This is a genomic window from Nocardia pseudovaccinii NBRC 100343 (assembly GCF_001613225.1).
GTDB classification, from domain to species: Bacteria; Actinomycetota; Actinomycetes; order Mycobacteriales; family Mycobacteriaceae; genus Nocardia; species Nocardia pseudovaccinii.
In genome coordinates, this window is record NZ_BDBY01000055.1 from 1 (window position 1) to 22,061 (window position 22,061).

Here is a 22,061-nt window from a genome sequence, read left to right on the forward strand (position 1 = left end):
GGCAATAGTCTCCACCAGATTGTGCCCGCCCTGGATCTGACCGCGACCGAACCAGATCGCGATCCGGTCGGCCGCAACCACACCCGTGCCAGAATCGCGATATGACTGCATCGCAAAGCGGTTCCGTGCGGGGTGGTGGTCGAGCGACGGGCGGACCTGCATCGCGTAGCGATTCGACGGGGGTTGGTGGCCGGACGCCAAGTAAGTCGGCATCGCCCAGCGACTCGGCGAGCAGCAGCGACCGCAGAGCGAGTGGGCCAACACCGCCCAGCGACCCCACAGCAGGCGGCGGCCCCACGACAAGCAGGCCAGACTCGCCAGGCAACTCGGCGAGCAGCAGCGATCGCAGAGCAAGTAGGCCAACACCGCCCAACGACTCCACAGCGGGAGGCGGCCGGACGACGAGCGGGCCAGCAAAACGGTCCTACGGCGGCGTCTCAGCCGACGAGCGCCGCGCCCAGCGACGCGCGGCGCTGCTCGATGCCGCACTGGAGATCATCGGCACCCAGGGCATCGCCAAGCTCACCGTCTCCGGGCTGTGCGCGCAGGCTGGACTCAACGAGCGCTACTACTACGAAAGCTTCGACAGCCGCGACGCGGTACTGGCCGCGCTCATCGATCGGATCGCGGAGGAACTGGCCGGGGCGATCATCGGTGCGCTGCAGACCGCACCTTCCGACACCCGCGCCAAGGCGCATGCCGCGATCTCGGCGGGCATTCATCTGCTCACCGATGATCCGCGCAAGGCGCATGTCGCGCTGGTCGCGGGCATGGCGACGCCGGAGCTGCGCGCCCGCACCAATCAGACGGTGCGGGTTTTCGCCCGCATCGTCGCCGCCGAGGGCATCGACTTCTACGGCATCACCGACCCGAATCCGGAGCCCACCATCGACTTTCGCGCCACCTACCTGGTCGGCGGCCTGGTCCAAACCCTCACCGCCTGGCTACAGAACGACCTCCCCCTCACCCGCGACGAACTGATCGACCACACCACCGACGTCTTCGTCCTCCTCGGCGAGGACCTCGCCCGCCGCCTCACCTGAACGCGCATCGAGTCGAATGGTTGTTCCCCGAGAGCCTGACAGCCACCATTCGACTGTCCTCGGCGCTACGGGCTCAGGCGGACGATGGCTGGGTCGGGTGGTTCGCCTTGGAGGACGACTCGGAAGGCCAGGCCCTTTGTGGACCAGTAATCGGCGGCCTCGCGCATGGCTTCGTTGAACCATGTGCGTTCTTCCAGTTCGTCGATCAGCAGATCGGCCGAATCGCGGATCACGGCAACATATCCGGCGGCGGGGCCGACGAAATCATCGAGATCACGCAGGCATTCGTCGAAGGCGTCCTTGTTCGCGCCGAAGTAGTACGGAAATTGGAACGCGGCCGCGAATTCGTCGAAAACGCGTGCGGTGGTGCGCATCTTGAGCCCGCGCAGTTCACGCACCGCGTAGTCGACGGGTGCGTCGTAGCGCACGCCGCTGAGTGTCGGGGCGTCCACGGGGAGGGCACCCACCACGGCGGTCGGTGCCGAAGGCGCGTCGGTGGGCAGCCGGGCCTCGGGGCGAGCAAGGAACTGCGATAACGGAACTGTCATCAGCGCATCCTCGTGAAGGTTTCGTAGTGGTCACCGGTGTACCAGGCGGAACCGTCGCTGCCGGTGACGATGCGTTCGGCGTCGCGGGAACGGTTGGGCTGCTTCGGGTTCACATCCCATTCCTGGTAGGTGATGGCTTTGCCCGCCGAATCCTTGGCGGCCAGCGTGCCCGCGCGGTTCATCCAGCGCTCACCGCCCTTGGTGCCGGGCGCGTTCGCCGAATCCGGCCAGCGGCCCGCATCGATTTCGACAAGAGTCGCGTAGGCGCGGTCCGGTACGCCGGGGGCTCGAACGGTAGATGTGGTGGTCACATCCGGGCCGCGCGCCGGAACCGCCAAGCTCGCGCTGCGCGTGGTGGAGGTGACCGAGGCCGCGGTCGGCTTGCTTTCCCCACCGCCACGCGAGGCGAGCAGTGCGATCACCAAGGCCAGTAGAGCCACACCGAGCGCGGCGAAGGCGCGAACCCGCTTCGAGGAAATATTCATGCGATCCCGATCTCCAGCACTGCCATGTCGCGAATCATCTTTATCGGGAACTTTATCGGTATTGCACCGTGACCGGCGCGTGGTCGGACCAACGCTCGGCATAGGTGGCGGCGCGTTCGACCACGGCCTGCTTCGCCCGGCCTGCCACCTCGCCGCGGGCCAGGTGGTAGTCGATGCGCCAGCCCGCGTCGTTGTCGTAGGCGCGACCGCGGTAGGACCACCAGCTGTACGGGCCCGCGACACCGGGATGCAGGTTGCGCACCACGTCCACGTATCCGGCGGCGAGCATGCCGTCGATCCAGGCCCGCTCCTGCGGCAGGAACCCGGAGTTCTTCAGGTTGCCCTTCCAGTTCTTGATATCGAGTTCGGTGTGCGCGACATTCCAGTCGCCGCAGATCACGAAATCGGTGGTCTGCGCGCGCATATGGCTGCCGATCTCGTCGAGGAAGCGGTACTTCTCGTCCTGCATCGGCGTATCCGCCTCACCGGTGTGCACATACACGCTGGCCACGGTCAGTTCGTCGAATTCGGCCTCGACATAGCGTCCGGTACCAGCGAATTCGGCGCTGGGATGCCAGGTTCCGTCGTGCCAGCGCCCCAGCCCGATGCGCACGGCCCGGGGTTCGCGACGGGACAGAATGCCGACCCCGGCCCGCCCCTTCGCTCCCGGCTCCGCATGCGTCAGATACCAGCCCGCCTCCAGCGCGGGCGCTAGCGCGGCACGGGTCTGCTCATCGGTTGCCCGAGTCTCCTGCAGGCAGATGATGTCGGCTTCGGTGACCGCCAGCCACTCGAGCATCCCCTTGCCCGTCTTGCCCGTCGCCGCCCGGACCCCGTTCACATTGATCGACGAGATGATATAAGGCACCTGACGACCGTACAATGCTGGTCAGAAGAACTCCCCCGGGACATCGAAGTCCAGGAAGGGGTGATTGACGATGAAGTCAGGCACCACCAACTCCCCCGCCCCGATCAAAGCGCTGCATATCGGATCCGGTGATCCGGTCCTGCTGCTGCACGGATTCATGCTTTCGCCGCACTGTTGGGAACAGGTTGCGCTGCGACTTTCCGCGCATTGCGAGGTGTTCGCCCCCGCCTTCGCGGGCCACTGGGGTGGCGAACCGATCGACGGCTGGTCCACCGATGTCCATGCCCTCGCCGACCGGATCGAGGATCAACTCGACGAACTCGGCTGGCGCACCTGCCATATCGCGGGCAATTCGCTCGGCGCCTGGGTCGGCTTCGAACTGGCCCGACGCGGCCGGGCCCGCACCCTGACCGCGATCGCACCGGCGGGCGGTTGGCAGTCGCCCTCGCTCATCCAGTTCCGCGTCGGCGCGAAATTCCTGTCATTGGTGCCGATCGTCGAGGTGGGTAAGCGGCTCGGCGGATTCGCGATCAACAATCCGATCGCGCAACGCTTCGCACTCCTGCTGCTGAGCAAGAACGCGGCCGCGGTCGCGCGCCGCGATATCGCCGCCGTGATCACCGCCGCACTGCACTGCGATGCCATGATCCCGTTGATCCTGGGCACCGTGCGCTCTCCCGCGCTGGAAGACCTGTCCAACCTCCCGACTCCGGTGCGCCTGCTGATGGCCGAATACGACCGGATCATCCCCAACCGCGTGTACGCCCGCCGCTTCCTGCAGGAACTGCCCGACTCCGCCGACCGCATCCTCGTCAACGGCGTCGGGCACGTCCCCATGCTCGAAGCTCCGGACCGCATCGCGACCCTGATAGCCGAACACATCTACGCCAGCCGCACACACTTGCGCGCAGTCTGAAACACGGCACATGCCGTTCACCGCCGCACACGTGCGGTGCCGACGGCCAGGGGCATGTGCGGTCAGCACTACTGGGCGAGCAGGCCCTTGGCTATGTGGGTGACCTGGATTTCGTTGCTGCCCGCGTAGATCATCAGGGACTTCGCGTCACGGGCGAGTTGCTCCACCCGGTACTCGGTCATGTAACCGTTGCCGCCGAAGAGCTGGACCGCGTCCATGGCTACCTCGGTGGCGGCCTCGGAGGCGTAGAGCTTCATGGCCGAGGCCTCGGCGAGGGTCGGCGGCTTGCCCGCCTTGCCGCGCTCGAGGGTGTTGAAGACCATGTTCTGCACATTGATCCGGGCGATCTCCATCTTGGCCAGCTTGAGCTGCACCAGCTGGAACCGGCCGATCTCCTGGCCCCACAGCTTGCGGCTCTTGGCGTAGTCCAGGCACAGCCGGTGACATTCGTTGATGATGCCGAGCGCCATGAAACCGACACCGATGCGTTCTGCGGTGAAGCTGGAGCGGGCACTTTCCCGGCCGTCGCCGCCCTTGTGCTCCTCGGTCTCGCCGAGCAGCCGATCCCGCCCCAGGCGCACATTGTCGAAGAACAATTCACCGGTCGGCGAGGCATGCAGGCCCATCTTCTTGAACGGCTTGCCCTGGGTGAGGCCGTCCATGCCCGTGTCGAGCACGAAGGTGAGCACCTTGCGCTCGCGCTTATCGCCGCCGTCGCCCTCGTCGAGCTTCGCGTAGACGATCATCACATCGGCGAACGGACCATTCGTGATGAAGGTCTTCTGACCGTTGAGGATGTAGTCCTCGCCGTCGCGCTTGACGTAGGTCTTCATGCCGCCGAATGCGTCCGAACCCGAGTCGGGCTCGGTAATCGCCCATGACGCAACCTTTTTCATGGTGACGATATCGGGCAGCCACCGCTCCTTCTGCGCGAGCGTGCCGCGCGAGAGGATGGTGGTCGCCCCGAGACCGATGCTGACACCCATCGCGGTGACCAGCCCCATGCAGACGCCGGACAACTCCCCGATCAGCACCGCCATCAGCGATTCCTGACCGGCGAACGGGCTACCGCCGGAAGACTTTTCGGACTTCTCGGGCAGCGGATCGCCCGCCGCCAGCGCCTCCGCCTTCTTGCGCTCCTTGGCGAGCAGCCGCTGGACCGCCTCGCCACCCATCGCATCGATTCCGAAGTCGCTGAACAACTTCCGGATGATCGGGTAGGGGGTCAGCTCACCGCTCTCCAGCGCGTCGAGGTGCGGGCGGACCTCCTTATCGATGAAGGTGCGCACCGCCTCGCGGATCATCTCGTCGGTTTCGGACCATTCGAACATCGTCGTTCTCCTAACGTTCCCGCGAGATCAAGGCAGCCGAGCGGCGATATCGTCGATGAGCCAGGCGCCGTCGGTCTCGATGGTCTTCACGTCATGCCAGCCTGCCAGCTCGGAGATGGCGCCGCCCTGGACCGCGAAAACCTTGCCGGTGATCGGGCACTTTTCCGACGCCAGGTAGGCGACCAGCGGAGAAATATTGGCCGGGCTGAAAGCGTCGAAATCGCCGTCCTCGATCGCCGCGGCCTCGGCGGCCATCATCTCGCCCATACCGGGCGTGGCCAGGGTGAGCCGGGTGCGCGCGATCGGCGCGATGGCATTGACCCGGACGCCGTAGCGCGCGAGCTCATCGGCCGCGACCAGGGTCAACGCGGCGATCGCGGCCTTGGCCGCGCCGTAGTTGGCCTGACCCGCATTCGGGATGGTCGTTCCGGAGGCCGACGCGGTATTGATCACCGTGGCATTCGGCTGGTTGCCCGCCTTGCTCTGCGCCTTCCAGTACGCGGCCGCGTGATGCAGCACGGCGGCGTGGCCCTTGAGATGTACGGCGATCACCGCATCCCACTGCGCCTCGTCCATACCCGCGATGAAGGCGTCCCGCAGGATGCCCGCGTTGTTGACCACGACATCGATGCCACCGAGCTCGGAAATCGCCTGGGCGACAACGCTGCCCGCACCGTCCCAGGTGGCGATGTCATCGGTGTTGGCCACCGCCTTCCCGCCCGCGGCGATGATCTCGTTCACGACCTCCTTGGCCGGACCGACATCGGAACCCTCACCGGCATTGCTGCCGCCGAGGTCGTTCACGACGACCGCGGCGCCTTCGCGGGCGAACAGCAGCGCGTGCTCACGCCCGATGCCGCGCCCCGCGCCGGTGATGACGGCGACCCGTCCTTCCAATGCACCCATCTACGTGGCTCCTCAGTTCGGTAGTTGGTCGGCGACTGCGGCGAGACCGTCGCTCAGGACGACGTCTTCGCCGCGGACGGTCTCGAAGGCGTATGTGGTGACGCCGTTTTCGGAGCCCACCCGCCAGATTCGGGTCTCCAGGTCGTCACCGGGGAAGACCATCTTGGCGAAGCGCACCGCGAAGCGCTTCAGCCGGTTGACATCCGAGCCCGCGACCTCGGTGAGCACGGCCCACGATGCGAAGGCCATGGTGCACAGACCGTGCGCGATGATCCCGGGCAGCCCCGCGTCCTTGGCGACCTGCTCGTCCAGATGCAGCGGCACCGGATCACCGGAAGCGGGCGAATAGCGGTAGGTCTGATCGAGATCGACATGCTGCGGCACCATCGCGACCGGCTCCCGCGCCCGCAGGTTCTCGTCGAACTTGTGTGCAGGAGCGCCGACGCCGACCGGCTTCCCCGCGTCGATATTGCGGAAAAAAGCGGTCAGATACTGCTCGTTCACCAATTCCCCTGCCTCGGTGCGGCATTCGACGAGGATGGTGATGGTGCTGCCGTTCGAACGGCTGGCATAGCCGATCGCCTTGGCCCGCGAGACCAGGCGGTCACCCGGCAGGATCGCGCGGTAGAAGTGGAAATCCTGCTCCCCGTGTACGACTCGGCCGAAGATGTCCATCGGCGCGACATCGATCACCGGCATCATCATGGCCTCGAACACCGGGACGATGCCGAAGATCGGCGAGGCCACCTTGCCCGCCAGATGCGCCTCGATCGGATCATTGGTCGCGGCGGCGTATTCGGCGATCCGCTCGGCCGACACCTCGAAACATTCGTCGTCACACCAGGTTTCGAGTCCGCTGTCGTCGAATTCTACCGGCCGCGCCGCGGCGGCCTCCGCTGTCATCACCCGCCTCCTATCAGGCCGAGGCCAGGGCGTCGAGCTGTTCGAGCGACCGGTCCAGTTGCTTGAGACCGTCCTTCTCGACCGCCTTGCCGAGTGCGCCCTTGATCAGCGCGCCCTCGAAGTCGCCCGAGACCAGGATGGTGCTGCCGCCATTGCCCTTGGGCTGGATATCGAAGGTGAATTCGGTCTTCACCCCTGCCATTCCGGTACCGCCGAGGGTGAGCCTGCTCGGCTGCTCGACCGCGACGACGGTCCATTCCAGCTTGTTCGCCATGCCGAGCATGACGATCTTCGCGACCAGCTTGGCCCCCTCGGCCAAGGTAGCGGGCGGCTCTTCTATGAAGCGCTCGTGGATGGTGAACCATTTGTCCCAGGTCTGCGGGTCCGAGACAACCGCCCAGAGCGCGTCGGGGGTGGCGTTGACGTCCTTGGTGGCTTCGATATGGCCCATGAGTTACTCCTCGTCGAGTGAATGTCGTTGCTGCATGACGGCTTTCGCGGAGATCAGCGGTCCGCCCGCTGGTAGGCCGTGACGACCGCAGCGCCGCCGAGGCCGATATTGTGCTGCAGCGCGGCGGTGACGTTGCCGACCTGACGCTTGTCCGCGGTACCGCGCAGCTGCCAGGTGAGTTCGGAGCACTGCGCCAAACCCGTTGCGCCCAAAGGATGTCCCTTCGAGATCAACCCGCCGGAGGGATTCACGACCCACTTGCCGCCATAGGTGGTCTGACTGTCGTCGATCAACTTTCCGGCCTCACCCTCGCCGCAGAGCCCGAGCGCCTCGTAGAGCAGCAGTTCGTTGGCGGAGAAGCAATCGTGCAGCTCGATGACCTGGAAGTCCTCCGGCCCGAGGCCCGCCTGCCGGTAGACCTGCTGTGCGGCTCGGACATTCATGTCGTAGCCGATGAGGTTCTTGGCGGTGTTGTCGAAGGTGGAGGCGAAGTCGGTGGTCATCGCCTGGCCGACGATCTCCACCGCCTGCGCGGCGAGGTCGTGCGAATTCACGAATTCCTCGCTGGCCAGCACGACCGCGCCCGAACCGTCCGAGGTCGGCGAACACTGCAGCTTGGTGAGCGGGTCGTAGATCATCCGCGAGGCCAGGATGTCATCGAGCGAATACGCGTCCTGGAATTGCGAATACGGGTTGTTCACCGAATGCTTGTGGTTCTTGTAGCCGATCTTCGCGAAATGCTCCGCGGTGGTGCCGTACTGCTTCATATGCTCGCGCCCCGCCGCGCCGAACATCCACGGCGCCACCGGGAAAAGCACCTCGGAGATCTCCGCGAGCGCCATGACGTGCTTGGCCATCGGCTGTTCGCGATCGTCCCAGGTGGATCCGAGCGAGCCCGGCTGCATCTTCTCGAAGCCCAGTGCCAGCGTGCAATCGGCCAGTCCGCCCCGAATCGCCTGTGCCGCAAGGAAAAGCGCGGTGGATCCGGTCGAGCAGTTGTTATTGACATTGACCACCGGAATGCCGGTCATACCCAGTTCGTAGACCGCGCGCTGTCCGGAGGTGGATTCGCCGTAGACATAACCGACGTAGGCCTGCTCGACCTCGCGATAGTCGATCCCGGCATCGGCGAGCGCCTTCGTACCCGATTCCCGCGCCATATCCGGGTAGTCCCAAGCGCTGCCGTCCTCGTTCTTACGGCGGCCCGGCTTCTCGAACTTCGTCATGCCGACGCCAACGACGTAGACCTTGTTCGCCATCGAACTCCTTACGTAGTACCTGACCCGGTGCGACCATGCGCCCAAATCGGCAGCCCGCAGTGGCCGATCCCGACCGGATCGAACAGAAACAAACATACAGAGCTGTATGTAAGGCTGCAAGAGTTCGAGGCGATCCGGCTCGATAGATAAGAGAACTCCCAGCTCAGCGCGCCAGGAGCAACATGCCGCGGGTAGCGAACATTGCGCCATCCACCAAGGGGTAAGTCGACGCGCTCGGCGATCGACGTGCAGACGCCGCAGCCAGCAGCGCGCCGGACATGCGGACGCTGGAACCAGCAGGAAGATGATCAACGCCAGACGCTGCTCGCCAGCCCCGCCGCGCACTCTTCCGTGCGATCGAGCAAGTCGTCAGCCTGCTTCGCACGGGATACCTGATCGCGAATCTGCCCGGCGCACAGGGGCATTGCTGAACGATATCGTGAGCTTCTATGCCAACGTCGGCATCGCGTGAATCATTACCGTCGCAACGGATATCGCGGTCAGCATCTGCTGAAGACCTCGCCGAAGCGTCCAAGTTTCGGCGCGCACACGACTGAAACGTCGGCAGCCGACGGGGCCGAAAAGCCCTATGCCGTCAGCTATTCAGCGGGACGCAGCAGCGGTCGCGGAACCAGCGCGGTGGTGGCGATCTCCCGCAGATGCACCGAGGCCCGTCGCCAACGCCGGTGCGCCCGTTCGGAATCCGGATCGATGAAGTTGGAGACCAGGATTCCGCGTAGTGCGTCCATCGCGGTGTAGACGAAATCGCGGGCTTCCTTGCGCCGCATCTCATCCGGTACGAATCGGGCAACTGCCATCAGCACCGCGTTATTGACGAACGGCTCGACCTTCTCCATCGCCGAGGCGAGTACCGAATCGGTGCGGCCCGCCACCCACAGCTCAGCGGTGGCGATGAACAGCGGCCCCTGGTGTAGCTCCCAGAGAAAGTCCAGGGCCGCCCCGACCGGATCGCCGCCGCCCTGAACCCTGGACATCTCGCGCATCGCGGTCTCCGCGCGCAGCTGTGCCAGATGGCTGATCGCCGCGACCACCAGATCGGTCTTGGACCCGAAGTGGTGCACCTGGGCCCCGCGGGTGACCCCGGCCCGCTCGGCGACCCGCGGCGTGGTCGTTCCCGCATACCCGTATTCGACCAGGCAGTCGATGGTGGCATCGAGCAGCCGCGTGCGCATCTCACTACTGCGCTGCTCTTGTGTGCGGCGCTGCTGCTTGGGCGCTTCGGACCTGGTCATTCCGGCAATTCTACACTTACATACAGATCTGTATGTTCAGCACCGCACCAACCGACAAGCAAAAGTGATCACGGGTGGCCGATCAGGCTCGTCCGACGTAGGCGAGCAGCCGACGGTACGTGGGTGCGTCAGCGGGCACCTCGACCTCGGGACCGAACATCCCTGGTACGCGGAAGTTTTCGAGGCCCATCTCACGCATGATCGCCAGCATCTCCGTACACAGCTGCTCGTCGACCAGGCGCTCCTGTCCGGTGGCGACCGCCAGATCGACACCGTGCACGACGAGTTCGGTCAGGTGGATCACTGCCGCCATCGGCCCTGGCACCGCACCGAAGCCGAGACGCACCGTCTGTTCGAGTGCGTCGGGGCGATCCCAGGCCGCGCGGTCGAGCTCGGCCGCCTCGACGTAGGCGCCCTGCGGGTCGGTGCCGAGCCAGTCGTCGTGGTGGTCGCGATCCGGCGTCAGGCCCTGCAGTTGGGCGGCGAAGATATTCATGCCGCCCACCAGGTGGTTGAGCAGCTCGCGCAGATCCCATTCCGGGCACGGCGTCGGCGCGCTCATGTGTTCTGCGGCAATGCCTTTGACGATGCCGCCGGACATATCGATGGCCCGGTCGATGCGGTCGATCATGTTCATGTCGGTCTCCTGGAAGGTATAGAGCAGGGGTAAATCAGGCCCGATCGAAAGTGTCGTCGAGCCAGTCGTAGATGCGAGCGAATGCGAAACGCTGTGCGCCGGACTGGCAATGGGCCTCGGCGCCCTGGTCTTCGGTGAATTGGAGCAATGTCTTCGGGCAGGTCAAGTGCGCGAAGAGGAGCTCGGGCTGGCCCTTGAAGAAGCCATCGTCGGCACCCGCGCACACCAATGTCGGACAGGCGATTTTCTCGGCGATGCCGTCGCGGAGGTGGTAGTCCAGGTAACTCGCGGCGAAGGCCCGCGGTGTGCGCACACCCATGGCGTACATGCCGTGCGAAATCGCCCAGCGCATTACGGGATTCGCGGCCATCGCCGCATCGAGCGCGGCATCGAGTTCCGGATCCGCCGCGGCGCGCAGCCTGCGCTCTAGTTCCGCCCGCTCGCCGGGCAGCCCCGCAGTGGAGATATCGCCGAGATCGTAGATGCCGTCGACGGCGATCAGGGCGGTGATGCGCTGGTCGTAGGCAGCGGCGCGGGGCGCGAGGACACCGCCCATGCTGACACCCAACAGGGCGATCCGGTCGACATCCACCTCGGGCCGGGCGGCGAGGTAGTCGAGCACCGGTCCGACGACGTTCTCCCAGTCCGGACGGAAGGCCAGGCCCTGATGGTGCCTGGTGCCCGGCTGACCGGGACCGTCGAAGCTGAGCACGTGGTAGCCGCGCTCGACGGCCGCGGCCGCACCGAAGAAGTGCATTTCCTCGACCGTGCCGTCGAATCCGTTGTGCATCACCACCGTTGGACGTGGCTCGCCCGAGTCGTCGGCGCGATAGAAGTAGCCGGGCAGCATGGTGTCCTCGTAGGGAATCGACACCGGCTCGATCACCTGGTCCGCGAGTTCGGCCGCGGCGCGAAAACATTCGACCGAGGCGTCGTAAGCGTGCCGGATGCGCGGGTCGGTGGCATTGCCGTGCAGGAAGAATTCGGCGGCGCGGTAGTAGTTCGACGCGCGCAGGAAGCCGTCGCGGGCGCTGACCCGATGCGCCGTGCGCGCCGCATCCGCCACCCGATCGGCCGTGGCCAGCCACTCGTCGTGCCAGCTGTCGTAATCGCCGGGGACGATTCGCTGGACCGTCACCACGACCTCACCGAAATCGGCTCCGCCATAAGCGATGTGACCGAAGGTGCGCAGGGTCTCGTACCAGAACGAGTGGTTCTCGGGAAAGAAGATCGGCTCCATTGTCAGCTCCTAAACGCAGTTTCTAGCGGCGTTAATACCACCGTAGCGAGCCGCTGCCACAAACGCAAGTCTCCACTGCGTTAAGATGGAGACATGGAGGAACAAGCCCGCTCCCGCCGCCCCGGAGGTCGCAGCGCCCGAGTGCGCGCGGCGGTACACCAAGCGGTCACCGAACTGGTCGCCGAACGCGGCTACGGCAACTTCACGATCGCCGATGTCGCGACGCGCGCCGGTGTCGCCGATACCAGCATCTACCGGCGCTGGGGCAATCTGGAGGCGCTGGCCATGGAGGTGACCGTCGATCGGCTCAGCACCGAGTCGGCGATGCCGAATACCGGTTCGCTCGAGGGCGATCTGCGCGCCTATGCCGCGAAGGCAGCGCGCGATGTCAGCGGACCGGACGGATTGGCACTGCTGCGCACAATTCTCGCGCTGCTCGACACCGGTGCGGCGGGCGAACAGACGCGCGACCGATTCCTCGCCGAACGAGTGGACCAGGTCCAAGCCATGCTCGATCGAGCCACCGCCCGCGGCGAACAGGCCCCAGAGGTGCTGGAGGTGGTCGACATCATCCTGGCCCCGCTGTACACCCGCACCCTGTTCGGCACCGGCCCGCTCACCGACGACTACGTCGATACCCTCGTCGACCGGATGTTGCACACGGCAGCGGCGGCCGATAAGCGAAAGTGATCGAAAGACAGTCGAATTCGGCATTGTTCCCGCCGCCCCGCTCTCGCAGGCTGAGGCGGTGTCCGAGATCAAGCCCTTCCGAATCGCGATCCCGCAGGCCGACCTGGACGACCTCGAATACCGCCTGACGCACACCCGGTACGTCGCGGAATTGCCCGCTCGGGAGGTCGCGGGCCGGGTGTACCCAGGAGTGCCGGTTCGGCCCGGCTGGGAGTACGGCGTTCCGCTGTCGTTCGTCCGGCCGTTGCACGAATATTGGCGCGACACGTTCGACTGGCGCGCACAAGAGCAGCGGCTCAACACATTTCCGCAATACACGACCGAGATCGATGGGCAAACCATCCATTTCGTACACGTCACCTCCACTGAACCCGATGCGATGCCACTGCTGCTGGCCCATGGCTGGCCGAGCTCGTTCAACGAATTCCTCGGCCTGATAGGCGAATTGACCGATCCGCGCGCACACGGCGGCGATCCGAGCGACGCCTTCCATGTGGTGATCCCGTCCTATCCAGGCTTCGCCTTCTCAGGACCGACGCACACCGCCGGGTGGTGCCCGACGCGCATGGCCGCGGCATTCGACGAATTGATGAACCGTCTCGGCTACGACCGCTACGGCGTGCACGGCAACGACTGCGGCGCCATCGTCGCACCGGAGCTGGGCCGGATCGCCCCGGACCGGGTCGTCGGCGTGCACGTCACCCAGGTCTATTCCTTCCCGAGGCGCGAGCCGGGCGAGCTGGACGGACTCAGCGAATACGAGCTGATCCTGGTGTACTTCGGAGAGAAATTCCGTCGGCACGCCATTCACAACGCCGCCCAGCAAGCGCAGCCGCAAACCCTCGGCCACGCACTGTCGGATTCCCCGGTCGGCCAGCTCGCCTGGAGCGGCCAAGCGCTGGTGAATGCGCTGAGCACCGACGAATTGCTCACCAATGTGGCGATCTACTGGTTCACCAACACCTCGGCGTCCTCGGCCCGGTTCTACTTCGAGCACCATCGCGCACCCACGGCGATCGAGCCGACCACGGTTCCGATCGGTTTGGCCTCGTTCGGATTCGACTTCAAACCGCCGCGCAAATTCGCCGAACGCGACCATCGCAATCTCGTGCAATAGCACGAATACGACCGCGGCGGGCACTGGGCCGCCCACGAGGCCCCCGACCTGTTGCTCGCCGACTTGCGCGGATTCTTCAAAAAGGTGATCTGATCGGTCCGCCCATCGGCGACGATTACCTCGACCCGATCTCTCGATCCGAGGAGTGCAGATGGCCAACGATTGGAACCAGAACATCATCGCGGAGTTCCGTGCGAACGCGGGCAAGGTCGGCGGCCCGTTCGAGGGCAAGGATCTGTTGCTGCTCACCACGACCGGCGCGAAGACCGGGCTGCCGCGCACGAATCCGGCGGCCTATATCCGCGACGGCAATCGTTTGGTGATCATCGCGTCCAAGGCGGGCGCACCCGATAACCCGGACTGGTATCACAATCTGCGGGCGAATCCGAAGGTCACGCTGGAGATCGGCACCGAGACCATCGAGGCGACGGCCACCCCGATCACCGGAGGTCCGGAACGCGATCGGCTCTATGCGGCGATGGTGGCGGTCATGCCGGGCTTCGCCGAATACGAGACCAAGACGGATCGGGTGATTCCGGTCGTCGCGCTGGAACCCAGCACCTAAACCGCGCAGCGGCGACCGGTCCAGACGGTCACCGTGAACAGCAGAACGCCGAGCACGGCCAGCCCCGCCCCGACGGTCGCGGGCGCGGTGTAGCCGAGACCCGCCGCGATGACGAGTCCACCCAGCCACGAGCCCGCCGCATTGGCGATATTGAGGGCCGCGTGATTGAGCGCAGCGGCGAGGGTCTGGGCGTCGGCGGCGACATCCATCAGCCGGGTCTGCAGACCGGGCGCGAGCGCCGCACCAGATGCGCCGATGAAGAACGCGCCGATCGCCGCCGTGTACGGATTGTGCGCGGCGGCAACGAATCCCGCCAGAATGACGACCATCGCGATCATCGCGAGGTAGATCGCCCGGTCGACGCCGCGATCGGCCAGAATGCCGCCGACGATATTGCCCGCGACCATTCCGAGCCCGAAGAGCATGAGCACGAACGGCACCAGGCCGAGCCGCAGACCGGCCACATCGGTCAGCGTGGTGGTGATGTAGGTGTAGACGGCGAACATGCCGCCGAAGCCGATCGCGCCGACCAGCAGGGTCAGCAGCACCTGCGGGCGACGCAGTGCGCCGAGTTCGGTCATCGGATTGGTGATCCGGATACCGTGCAGCTCCGGAACGAATCGGATCAGCGCCGCGACGGTGGCGACACCGATCACCGCGACCACCACGAAGGCATCGCGCCAGCCGAGATGCTGGCCGAGCCAGGTCGCACTGGGAACGCCGACAACGTTGGCGGCGCTCAGTCCCAGCATAACCGCGGCAACCGCCTTTGCGCGCTGCCCGATCGGTGCCAGAGTCGCGGCGGCCAGCGAGGCGACACCGAAGTACGCGCCATGCGGCAGGCCCGAAACGAACCGCGCGATGACCAGAGTCTCAAATGTGGGTGCGATAACCGTCGCGGCATTTCCGACGGTGAACGCCACCATCAGGGCGACCAGCAGACGTTTGCGCGGCACCCGCGCGGCAAGTGCGGCGATCAGCGGAGCGCCGACGACGACACCGAGCGCATAAGCCGATACCGCATGCCCTGCCGTCGGCTCGGAGACGTGCATGGCGCTCGCGATATCGGGCAGCAAACCCATCGTGACGAATTCGGTTGTACCGATTCCGAATCCGCCGAGGGCCAGCGCCAGCATCGCCGGAATGTGCCAGTCCGTCCGCTCGGCCTCGGCGGGTGCTGGGGTCTGCGTGGCAACGGTACTGGTCACGTATTCATGTAACCGCCCGGCGACTGCCTACGCTTCCCGCGCTGACGTGAGTTCCCCCACGATATTGCGATCCGACTGCTTCGCATCGGAACGACGACGACAGTGACACGAGTCGTGAAACAGTGCGGGCACCCGTACCACCGATGTGGTGCGGGTGCCCGTATGTCGCGCCCGGCGCTGGCTCTCGTACCCAGCGCCGGGTATTCGGCGAACCGGTCAACGCAGGGGCGCGACCGGCTCGTGGCCAACCGGTCAGCGCAGGGCGCGGGCCAGGTTGGCGTCGAGCGCGCCGAGGAACTCCTCGGTGGTCAGGTAGCCCTGATCGCCGCCGACGAGCAGCGCAAGGTCCTTGGTCATCTGGCCGCCCTCGACGGTCTTGATGACGACATCCTCGAGTGTCTGCGAGAAGCCGATCACCTCGGGGGTGTTGTCCAGCTTGCCGCGGTGCTCGAGGCCGCGGGTCCAGGCGAAGATCGACGCGATCGGATTGGTCGAGGTCGGCTTGCCCTGCTGGTGCTGGCGGTAGTGCCGGGTGACGGTGCCGTGCGCGGCCTCGGCCTCACAGGTCCGGCCGTCCGGGGTGAGCAGCACCGAGGTCATCAGGCCGAGCGAGCCGAAGCCCTGGGCGACGGTGTCGGACTGCACGTCGCCGTCGTAGTTCTTGCAGGCCCAGACGTAGCCGCCCTCCCACTTCATGGAGGAGGCGACCATGTCGTCGATCAGGCGGTGCTCGTAGGTGAGTCCGGCCGCGTCGAACTGGGTCTTGAACTCGGCGTCGAACACCTCCTGGAAGGTGTCCTTGAACATGCCGTCGTAGGCCTTGAGGATGGTGTTCTTGGTCGACATGTAGACCGGGTAGTTCTGCTGCAGGCCGTAGTTGAACGACGCCCGCGCGAAGTCCTCGATGGACTTCTTGAAGTTGTACATACCCATCACGACGCCGCCGTCCTCGGGCATCTGCACGACCTCGTGCACGATCGGCTCGCTGCCGTCCTCGGGGGTGAAGGTGAGGGTGACGGTGCCGCCCTGGAACACCTTGAAGTCGGTGGCGCGGTACTGGTCGCCGAACGCGTGACGGCCGATGATGATCGGCTTGGTCCAGCCGGGGACCAGACGCGGCACATTCGAGATGATGATCGGCGCCCGGAAGATGGTTCCGCCGAGGATGTTGCGGATGGTGCCGTTGGGCGAGCGCCACATCTTCTTCAGGCCGAATTCCTCGACCCGGGCCTCATCCGGAGTGATCGTGGCGCACTTGACGCCGACACCGTGCTCCTTGATCGCGTTCGCGGCGTCGATCGTGACCTGGTCGTCTGTCTTGTCCCGATATTCGATGCCGAGGTCGTAATACTCGAGGTTCACATCGAGATACGGGTGGATCAGCTTGTCCTTGATGAACTGCCAGATGATCCGGGTCATCTCGTCGCCGTCGAGTTCGACGACGGTGCCTTCAACCTTGATCTTGGACATGGATCTTCGTGTCCTCCTAGGATGGTGCCCTTATTGCACGGCCAGGCGAACACGCTTGTGAGCGGACCCCAGCTGTTCCAACAGACAACGTATATGTCCCGCGTTGTCCGCGAGACGAGTGGTGCAAACAAGACAAGCGTACTGCTGCCATTGTCCTCACCGCGCGGGCAGCCCCCCATGTGAAGCCGCCCGAAATTGTTACCGACAAGTAGGTCGGACCCTGCCGAAATAGCGATGTCCGGGCATCCCATCGGACACCCGGACATCGCTAATTCAGGATCAGACCGCGACCGGAATCCGCGCCTCCTCCTCGGATCCCTCGATCAGGTTTTCCGGCTTGTCCCGAATCATCAACGCGATCACCGGAATTGCCGCGAGGAAGAATCCGGCGCCGACATAGAACGCCACGTCGTAGCTGTGGATCGAAGCGCGGGCCATCAGGTTGTCCATCGCCGGATTGTTCTGCGCGAAGGTCTTGGCCGTCTGCACCGAGATGGTGGTGAGCAGTGCGGTACCGACCGCGCCGCCGACCTGCTGTGCCGCATTCAACAGCGCACTGGCCACACCCGAGTCCTCCTCCTCGACCTGATGCAGCGCGACGGTCTGCATCCCGACGAACAGCGGGCCCATACCGAGCGCGATCAGCACCTGCGCGGGCAGCACGCTTGCCGCGTAGCTGTCGCCGTAGCTCAGCTGCGCCAGCCACACCAGCCCCAGCACACCGAGCACGGCCCCGGCCACCATCAGCGGGCGCGGGCCCAGCTTCGGCAGCAGCGCGCTGGTGACACCGGCGGAGATCGCGATGCCCGCCGGGAACGGCAGGAAGGCGAAACCGGCCTTCAGCGACGAGTAGCCGAGGGTGATCTGGAAGTAGTAGCTCAGGAACAGGAACATCGCGAACATCGCGATCGGGATCAGCAGCGCGGCCAGGAAGGCGCCACCGCGGTTGATCTCACCCGGAATATGCAGCGGCAGCAGCGGATTCGACGAGCGACGCTCGATGACGACAAAGGCGATCAGCAGGGCGACGCCCATGACGAGCAGCCCGAGGGTGCTGCCGGCCAGCCAGCCGTCCTCGGCGGCGCGGCTGAATCCGTACACGATGGCGATCAGACCGAGCGTCACGGTGACGGCGCCGGGCACGTCATAGCCGCCGGTGCGCGGTGTCGGCACATCCTTGACCACGAAGGCCAGCGCGCCGAGCAGCGCGAGCAGCGCGATCGGAGTGTTCACCAGCAGGCACCAGCGCCAGGAGGCGTATTCGGTCAGCGCACCACCCGCGATCAGGCCGAGTGCCGCACCACCCGCGGAGATACCGGCGAAGACGCCGAACGCGGTCGCACGCTCCTTGGCCTCGGTGAAGGTCACCGAGAGCAGTGACAGTGCCGCGGGCGCGAGCAGCGCCGCGAACGCACCCTGCAGTGCCCGTCCGGCGAACAGCTCAGCACCGTTCTGCGCCAGACCCGCCACCGCGGACGCACCCGCGAAGCCGACCAGGCCGACGATGAAAATCCGACGCCGCCCGAGGTAGTCGGCCATCCGTCCACCGAGCAGCAGCAGCCCGCCGAAGATCAGCGTGTAGGCGGTCAGCATCCACTGCCGATTGCCGTCGCTGATGTCGAGATCCTGCTGGGCGAACGGCAGCGAGATGGTCACGATGGTGGCGTCGAGAACCACCATGAGCTGGGCCAATGCGATCACCCCCAGGGCCCACCAGCGTGCCGAACTCGTTTGCTTCTCCAGAACTTCCACCGCTGTCGCAGTCTCGCTCACCTTGGTCTCCTCGTCCGAAGTTCGTGTAGCCATCCTGTCATTGGCAGACATTTGTCGTCAAGAGAAAAATGTCGCACTACGACATTTGACTGTTAAAGACACAAACCGTCCCGATTGCGCTAACATGAGGGCATGCTCGAGTCATCGACGCCGATCGGCGCGAGCGCCACAGCCGAGGACGCTGTGCGCGCCCCAGCGAACCCAGGGCCCGGTGCGCCCGGCGGCCTGGGGTTGCGCGAGCGCAAGAAACAGCAGACCCGGTTGCGCATCATCGAGGTGGCGCTCGACCTGTGCGACGCACAGGGATTCGACACGACGACGGTCGAACAGATCGCGGACCGCGCGGATGTGTCCCCGCGCACGATCAACCGGTATTTCGACAGCAAAGAGGCCATCGTCCTCGGGCCGGTCAAGGACTTCGGACTCGCGATCGCTGCATGCCTGCGTGGACTCCCGGTCACCGGCAATGAGCTGCAATCGCTGCGCGAGGCCTTCCTGCTGGTCGTCGACCAGGCCGCGGTGAACACCGAGGGACCGCTGTCGTTCCGGCGCTTCCAGCAGATGCAGCGGATCCTGCGCAGCAGCCCGACAGTCAGTGCGCAGAGCATGGAACTGGCCGACGACAAGAATGCCGCGATCGCCGACGCGATCGCCGAGCGGCTCGGCACCCAGCCCGACGCGCTGCCGGTGCGACTGGTCGTCGGCGCCTGGCAGTTGATCGGCCACCTCAGCATGGAGTGCCAGAACTCGATCTTCGACGCGGAGGACACCGCTGCGGCCGCCGCGGAGGCCCGCACCGGATTCACCACGTCGTTCGACGAGTTCATGCGCGTATGCACCGGGCAGCCCGCGACCGAACCGGTGGACAACCGGTAACGGATTTCAGTCGCCGACGGCGCGGCGGTTACCATGTCCGTCAGGTCATGAGTGCCAGCGCGAAGCCCCGGCTTGCTGGACGGCAACCCTCCAGCAGCGGTGGGGTGCTCCGGGTGATGACCGGGCTTTCGATGGTCGAGAGCAAGCGCGCACTTCAGGAGGTATTTCCGATGAGTTGTTGTCCGTTACCCAGATCCCGATAAGACCTGCTGGCGAACAACCCTTTGGAGCACGACATGAGTGACCCCATCGCGTCCGCGGCCACACTCCCGGTCTACCGGACCGCGGCCCGGTTCAGTCGGGTAGCTAGCATCGAGGATGTGCGTTCCCTCCTGATTCCCCCGGCATCGGCGACGCACTGTCCTCAGCGGGCTGGTGTCACGGCGGCGACGACGTGAGCGAGCGAACCATCAACACAGCACCCTCGGTCGCGACGGAGCCGAGCGCCAGCGAGGCGGAGGAGGCGGAGTCGTGACCGTGACCGACCCTCGTACCGCGCGTTCGTCCGCGGCGGCACTGCCAACGCCGGACGGCAGGCTCGGCATCATTGCCATCGGGGACGTGCGACTGGAGACCGGCGCGGTCATCCCGGACGTTCATCTGGCCGTGCAGCGCTGGGGTGAACTCTCCCCCGCACTGGACAATGTGGTGCTCGTCGAGCACGCGCTGACCGGCGATTCGCATGTCGTGGGGGTGCCTGACGATATCCATCCGCTGCCCGGCTGGTGGGACGGCATGGTCGGGCCGGGCGCACCGGTGGATACCGACGAATGGTGCGTCATCGCGACGAATGTGCTCGGCGGCTGCAAGGGCAGCACCGGCCCCTCGACGCTGGCACCGGACGGAAAGCCTTGGGGCGCAAGGTTTCCGGAGATCTCGATCCGGGATCAGGTAACCGCGGAAGCGGCGCTGCTCGATCTGCTCGGCATCGAACGGCTGGCCGCCGTCGTCGGCGGTTCGATGGGCGGCATGCGGGTGCTGGAGTGGATGGTCGGCGCGCCGGAACGGGTCGGTTCCGCACTGGTACTCGCCGTCGGCGCACGCGCCACCGCCGACCAGATCGGCACGCAGACAACGCAAATCGCCGCCATCAAGGCCGATCCGGACTGGCAGGGCGGCGACTACCACGACACCGATCGCGCCCCGACGACCGGCATGGGCATCGCCCGCCGTATCGCACACCTGACCTACCGCACCGAGGGCGAACTCGATCACCGCTTCGAGAACAACGCGCAGGGCGACGAGGATCCGCGCAACGGCGGCCGCTATGCGGTACAGAGCTATCTGGACCACCAGGCCGAAAAGCTTTGCAGCCGTTTCGATCCCGCCACCTACGTGCTGCTGACCGAGGCGATGAACCGACACGACATCGGCCGCGGGCGCGGCGGCATCGCGGCCGCTCTCGCCGCCACCCCGGTGCCGTGCGTGGTCGGCGGCGTCGACTCGGATCGCTTGTACCCGTTGCGAACTCAACAGGAACTGGCCGACGGACTGCCGGGCTGCGAGGGCCTGGAGATCGTGCACTCCCGCGACGGCCATGACGGCTTCCTCACCGAAGCCGCCGCCGTATCCAAATTGCTCACCGAAACAATGCGACTGGCGCGAGTCGGTCGCAACAGCTGAAAGTTCGGCGTCCCGTCATTCGGTCGACTGTGCGGCGGGGGCGCCGACGAGCAGTTGGACGATGGAGTGGACGAAGTCTTCCAATCGCTCGCGCGGGTACTCGTCCGGCGCGCTGACAGCGAGCCTGCCGAGCATCTCGGCGACGCTCAGCACCGCATTGGTAAGTAGTGCGGAATCCATTCCCGCCCAACGTGGATCGAGTGCGATGCCCGCGCGGACCAGGGATTCGGCTTGGGTGAAGACGCCGGTGCGGGAATCGGCGAGTGCCGCACGGTATTCGTCGGGGGCGCTGCCGGGAGTGGCGAGGATCAGGCGCCAGCGCGTCGGATTCTCCAGTGCGACACCGACGAACGCTTCGACCGTGGCCGAGGCCGCAGTCACCGGATCGGCACCGAGCAGATCGGTGGGCAGGGTCGCGGCGACCTGCTCGAGACCGCGTTCGCGTTCGCGTTCCAGCAGTGCCGCAACGAGTTCCGCGCGAGTCTTGAACACGGTGTACAGCACCGGTTTCCCGACGCCCGCCTCCTGTGCGACCGCCTCCATGCTGAGCTGGTGCAACTCCACCCGGCTCAGCACCGCGTAGGCGGCGTCGAGCAGTTGGACGCGGCGCTCCCCGGGAGGCAGGCGTGGCGCGTATCGCCGTCGCGGCCGGTCCGGCGCGGTGCGCGATTCCGTCACTGTCGATTCACCTCCATTCGCGTCCATCCTGTCAGCATCGGCCTCCGGTTGCGGAATCCGTCCGAGAACAAATGCTACGGGGCCGTTGTATTGCATGGCGGCAATTGCTACGGTTGCGTTGCATTCGCCGATTCAGGAGGGCGAGCAGGCAAAGGAGCAGCAGATGTCCTTCGATCCGACCACTCTTCGCCGGGACGACTACGGGTTCTTCGGCCCGGATT

The 22,061-nt window shown here is 65.7% G+C and carries 22 protein-coding genes and 1 riboswitch; of the genes, 7 read left to right on the forward strand and 15 right to left on the reverse strand.

The window, feature by feature from the left end:
* Positions 1-101 precede the first annotated feature (101 nt).
* On the forward strand, positions 102-1,043 hold the full coding sequence (locus tag NP3_RS50290) for a TetR/AcrR family transcriptional regulator (protein WP_245720844.1): 942 nt from the start codon (positions 102-104) through the stop codon (positions 1,041-1,043).
* A 65-nt stretch (positions 1,044-1,108) separates the two neighbouring features.
* On the opposite strand, the gene NP3_RS06905 is transcribed toward NP3_RS50290, so the two are convergent.
* Genes NP3_RS06905 through NP3_RS06915 form a run of 3 tightly spaced genes read right to left on the reverse strand, consistent with a single transcriptional unit; the run spans position 1,109 to position 2,944 of the window.
* Positions 1,109-1,591 carry a barstar family protein gene (locus tag NP3_RS06905; RefSeq protein WP_063038924.1) on the reverse strand — a complete coding sequence of 161 codons (483 nt, stop codon included), beginning with the start codon at positions 1,589-1,591 and terminating at the stop codon, positions 1,109-1,111.
* On the reverse strand, positions 1,591-2,076 hold the full coding sequence (locus tag NP3_RS06910; RefSeq protein ID WP_157124168.1) for a guanyl-specific ribonuclease: 486 nt from the start codon (positions 2,074-2,076) through the stop codon (positions 1,591-1,593). The genes NP3_RS06905 and NP3_RS06910 overlap by 1 nt, the downstream gene beginning before the upstream one ends.
* Before the next feature lie 52 nt (positions 2,077-2,128).
* On the reverse strand, positions 2,129-2,944 hold the full coding sequence (locus NP3_RS06915; RefSeq protein WP_063038958.1) for an exodeoxyribonuclease III: 816 nt from the start codon (positions 2,942-2,944) through the stop codon (positions 2,129-2,131).
* Positions 2,945-3,014: 70 nt separating this feature from the next.
* Here NP3_RS06915 and ephH point away from each other — a divergent pair, with 70 nt between their 5' ends.
* A complete protein-coding gene (gene ephH / locus NP3_RS06920) occupies positions 3,015-3,860 on the forward strand; it encodes an epoxide hydrolase EphH (RefSeq protein WP_063038926.1) in 846 nt (281 codons plus the stop codon).
* Positions 3,861-3,928: 68 nt separating this feature from the next.
* Here the strand turns inward: ephH and NP3_RS06925 are convergent, their stop codons facing one another.
* From NP3_RS06925 to NP3_RS06960, 8 genes are all read right to left on the reverse strand, one after another.
* Positions 3,929-5,191, reverse strand: a complete 1,263-nt coding sequence (locus NP3_RS06925; protein WP_063038928.1) for an acyl-CoA dehydrogenase family protein — start codon at positions 5,189-5,191, stop codon at positions 3,929-3,931.
* A 27-nt stretch (positions 5,192-5,218) separates the two neighbouring features.
* Positions 5,219-6,097, reverse strand: coding sequence for an SDR family oxidoreductase (locus NP3_RS06930; protein WP_063038930.1), 879 nt, complete (start codon positions 6,095-6,097; stop codon positions 5,219-5,221).
* Positions 6,098-6,109: 12 nt separating this feature from the next.
* Positions 6,110-7,000: a MaoC/PaaZ C-terminal domain-containing protein gene (locus NP3_RS06935; protein ID WP_063038932.1), complete on the reverse strand. Its 891-nt coding sequence runs from the start codon at positions 6,998-7,000 to the stop codon at positions 6,110-6,112.
* A gap of 13 nt (positions 7,001-7,013) precedes the next feature.
* Positions 7,014-7,451, reverse strand: coding sequence for a type II toxin-antitoxin system Rv0910 family toxin (locus tag NP3_RS06940; RefSeq protein ID WP_063038934.1), 438 nt, complete (start codon positions 7,449-7,451; stop codon positions 7,014-7,016).
* A 53-nt stretch (positions 7,452-7,504) separates the two neighbouring features.
* Positions 7,505-8,710: a lipid-transfer protein gene (locus NP3_RS06945; RefSeq protein WP_063038936.1), complete on the reverse strand. Its 1,206-nt coding sequence runs from the start codon at positions 8,708-8,710 to the stop codon at positions 7,505-7,507.
* 599 nt (positions 8,711-9,309) lie between these two features.
* The gene (locus NP3_RS06950) at positions 9,310-9,963 is read right to left on the reverse strand and encodes a TetR/AcrR family transcriptional regulator (protein WP_063038938.1); all 654 of its coding nucleotides are present in this window, start codon (positions 9,961-9,963) and stop codon (positions 9,310-9,312) included.
* An 82-nt stretch (positions 9,964-10,045) separates the two neighbouring features.
* A complete protein-coding gene (locus tag NP3_RS06955; protein WP_063038940.1) occupies positions 10,046-10,600 on the reverse strand; it encodes a TIGR03086 family metal-binding protein in 555 nt (184 codons plus the stop codon).
* A 34-nt stretch (positions 10,601-10,634) separates the two neighbouring features.
* Positions 10,635-11,840 carry an alpha/beta hydrolase family protein gene (locus NP3_RS06960; protein WP_063038942.1) on the reverse strand — a complete coding sequence of 402 codons (1,206 nt, stop codon included), beginning with the start codon at positions 11,838-11,840 and terminating at the stop codon, positions 10,635-10,637.
* A gap of 93 nt (positions 11,841-11,933) precedes the next feature.
* Between NP3_RS06960 and NP3_RS06965 the strand changes: the two genes are divergently transcribed.
* From NP3_RS06965 to NP3_RS06975, 3 genes are all read left to right on the forward strand, one after another.
* Entirely contained in the window at positions 11,934-12,530 is a 597-nt protein-coding gene (locus NP3_RS06965; RefSeq protein WP_063038944.1) for a TetR/AcrR family transcriptional regulator, read from the forward strand.
* Positions 12,531-12,588: 58 nt separating this feature from the next.
* Positions 12,589-13,647 carry an epoxide hydrolase family protein gene (locus NP3_RS06970; RefSeq protein ID WP_307676903.1) on the forward strand — a complete coding sequence of 353 codons (1,059 nt, stop codon included), beginning with the start codon at positions 12,589-12,591 and terminating at the stop codon, positions 13,645-13,647.
* Between the two features lie 151 nt (positions 13,648-13,798).
* Entirely contained in the window at positions 13,799-14,212 is a 414-nt protein-coding gene (locus tag NP3_RS06975) for a nitroreductase family deazaflavin-dependent oxidoreductase (RefSeq protein WP_063038946.1), read from the forward strand.
* Here the strand turns inward: NP3_RS06975 and NP3_RS06980 are convergent.
* The 3 genes from NP3_RS06980 to NP3_RS06990 all read right to left on the reverse strand — a co-directional run bounded on the left by NP3_RS06980 (position 14,209) and on the right by NP3_RS06990 (position 18,663).
* Positions 14,209-15,348: an MFS transporter gene (locus NP3_RS06980; RefSeq protein WP_063038960.1), complete on the reverse strand. Its 1,140-nt coding sequence runs from the start codon at positions 15,346-15,348 to the stop codon at positions 14,209-14,211. The genes NP3_RS06975 and NP3_RS06980 overlap by 4 nt on opposite strands.
* Positions 15,349-15,672: 324 nt before the next feature.
* Positions 15,673-16,890, reverse strand: a complete 1,218-nt coding sequence (locus NP3_RS06985; protein WP_063038948.1) for an NADP-dependent isocitrate dehydrogenase — start codon at positions 16,888-16,890, stop codon at positions 15,673-15,675.
* A 279-nt stretch (positions 16,891-17,169) separates the two neighbouring features.
* Positions 17,170-18,663 (reverse strand): MFS transporter, encoded by a 1,494-nt coding sequence (locus tag NP3_RS06990; RefSeq protein ID WP_245720845.1) that lies wholly within the window; start codon positions 18,661-18,663, stop codon positions 17,170-17,172.
* 132 nt (positions 18,664-18,795) lie between these two features.
* Between NP3_RS06990 and NP3_RS06995 the strand changes: the two genes are divergently transcribed.
* Both NP3_RS06995 and metX read left to right on the forward strand, forming a co-directional pair.
* The gene (locus NP3_RS06995; protein ID WP_063038952.1) at positions 18,796-19,539 is read left to right on the forward strand and encodes a TetR family transcriptional regulator; all 744 of its coding nucleotides are present in this window, start codon (positions 18,796-18,798) and stop codon (positions 19,537-19,539) included.
* A gap of 43 nt (positions 19,540-19,582) precedes the next feature.
* Positions 19,583-19,693: riboswitch (SAM riboswitch) on the forward strand.
* Between the two features lie 317 nt (positions 19,694-20,010).
* Positions 20,011-21,162 carry a homoserine O-acetyltransferase MetX gene (gene metX, locus NP3_RS07000; protein ID WP_084508286.1) on the forward strand — a complete coding sequence of 384 codons (1,152 nt, stop codon included), beginning with the start codon at positions 20,011-20,013 and terminating at the stop codon, positions 21,160-21,162.
* Positions 21,163-21,177: 15 nt separating this feature from the next.
* On the opposite strand, the gene NP3_RS07005 is transcribed toward metX, so the two are convergent.
* Positions 21,178-21,867, reverse strand: a complete 690-nt coding sequence (locus NP3_RS07005; protein ID WP_063038964.1) for a TetR/AcrR family transcriptional regulator — start codon at positions 21,865-21,867, stop codon at positions 21,178-21,180.
* Positions 21,868-22,061 lie beyond the last annotated feature (194 nt).

Coding starts and splice junctions, on each gene's coding strand:
- NP3_RS50290 (WP_245720844.1), top strand. CDS start 102: ATGACTGCATCGCAAAGCGGTTCCGTGCGGGGTGGTGGTCGAGCGACG.
- NP3_RS06905 (WP_063038924.1), bottom strand. CDS start 1,591: ATGACAGTTCCGTTATCGCAGTTCCTTGCTCGCCCCGAGGCCCGGCTG.
- NP3_RS06910 (WP_157124168.1), bottom strand. CDS start 2,076: ATGAATATTTCCTCGAAGCGGGTTCGCGCCTTCGCCGCGCTCGGTGTG.
- ephH (WP_063038926.1), top strand. CDS start 3,015: ATGAAGTCAGGCACCACCAACTCCCCCGCCCCGATCAAAGCGCTGCAT.
- NP3_RS06925 (WP_063038928.1), bottom strand. CDS start 5,191: ATGTTCGAATGGTCCGAAACCGACGAGATGATCCGCGAGGCGGTGCGC.
- NP3_RS06930 (WP_063038930.1), bottom strand. CDS start 6,097: ATGGGTGCATTGGAAGGACGGGTCGCCGTCATCACCGGCGCGGGGCGC.
- NP3_RS06935 (WP_063038932.1), bottom strand. CDS start 7,000: ATGACAGCGGAGGCCGCCGCGGCGCGGCCGGTAGAATTCGACGACAGC.
- NP3_RS06940 (WP_063038934.1), bottom strand. CDS start 7,451: ATGGGCCATATCGAAGCCACCAAGGACGTCAACGCCACCCCCGACGCG.
- NP3_RS06945 (WP_063038936.1), bottom strand. CDS start 8,710: ATGGCGAACAAGGTCTACGTCGTTGGCGTCGGCATGACGAAGTTCGAG.
- NP3_RS06950 (WP_063038938.1), bottom strand. CDS start 9,963: ATGACCAGGTCCGAAGCGCCCAAGCAGCAGCGCCGCACACAAGAGCAG.
- NP3_RS06955 (WP_063038940.1), bottom strand. CDS start 10,600: ATGAACATGATCGACCGCATCGACCGGGCCATCGATATGTCCGGCGGC.
- NP3_RS06960 (WP_063038942.1), bottom strand. CDS start 11,840: ATGGAGCCGATCTTCTTTCCCGAGAACCACTCGTTCTGGTACGAGACC.
- NP3_RS06965 (WP_063038944.1), top strand. CDS start 11,934: ATGGAGGAACAAGCCCGCTCCCGCCGCCCCGGAGGTCGCAGCGCCCGA.
- NP3_RS06975 (WP_063038946.1), top strand. CDS start 13,799: ATGGCCAACGATTGGAACCAGAACATCATCGCGGAGTTCCGTGCGAAC.
- NP3_RS06980 (WP_063038960.1), bottom strand. CDS start 15,348: ATGCTGGCGCTGGCCCTCGGCGGATTCGGAATCGGTACAACCGAATTC.
- NP3_RS06985 (WP_063038948.1), bottom strand. CDS start 16,890: ATGTCCAAGATCAAGGTTGAAGGCACCGTCGTCGAACTCGACGGCGAC.
- NP3_RS06995 (WP_063038952.1), top strand. CDS start 18,796: ATGCTCGAGTCATCGACGCCGATCGGCGCGAGCGCCACAGCCGAGGAC.
- NP3_RS07005 (WP_063038964.1), bottom strand. CDS start 21,867: ATGGACGCGAATGGAGGTGAATCGACAGTGACGGAATCGCGCACCGCG.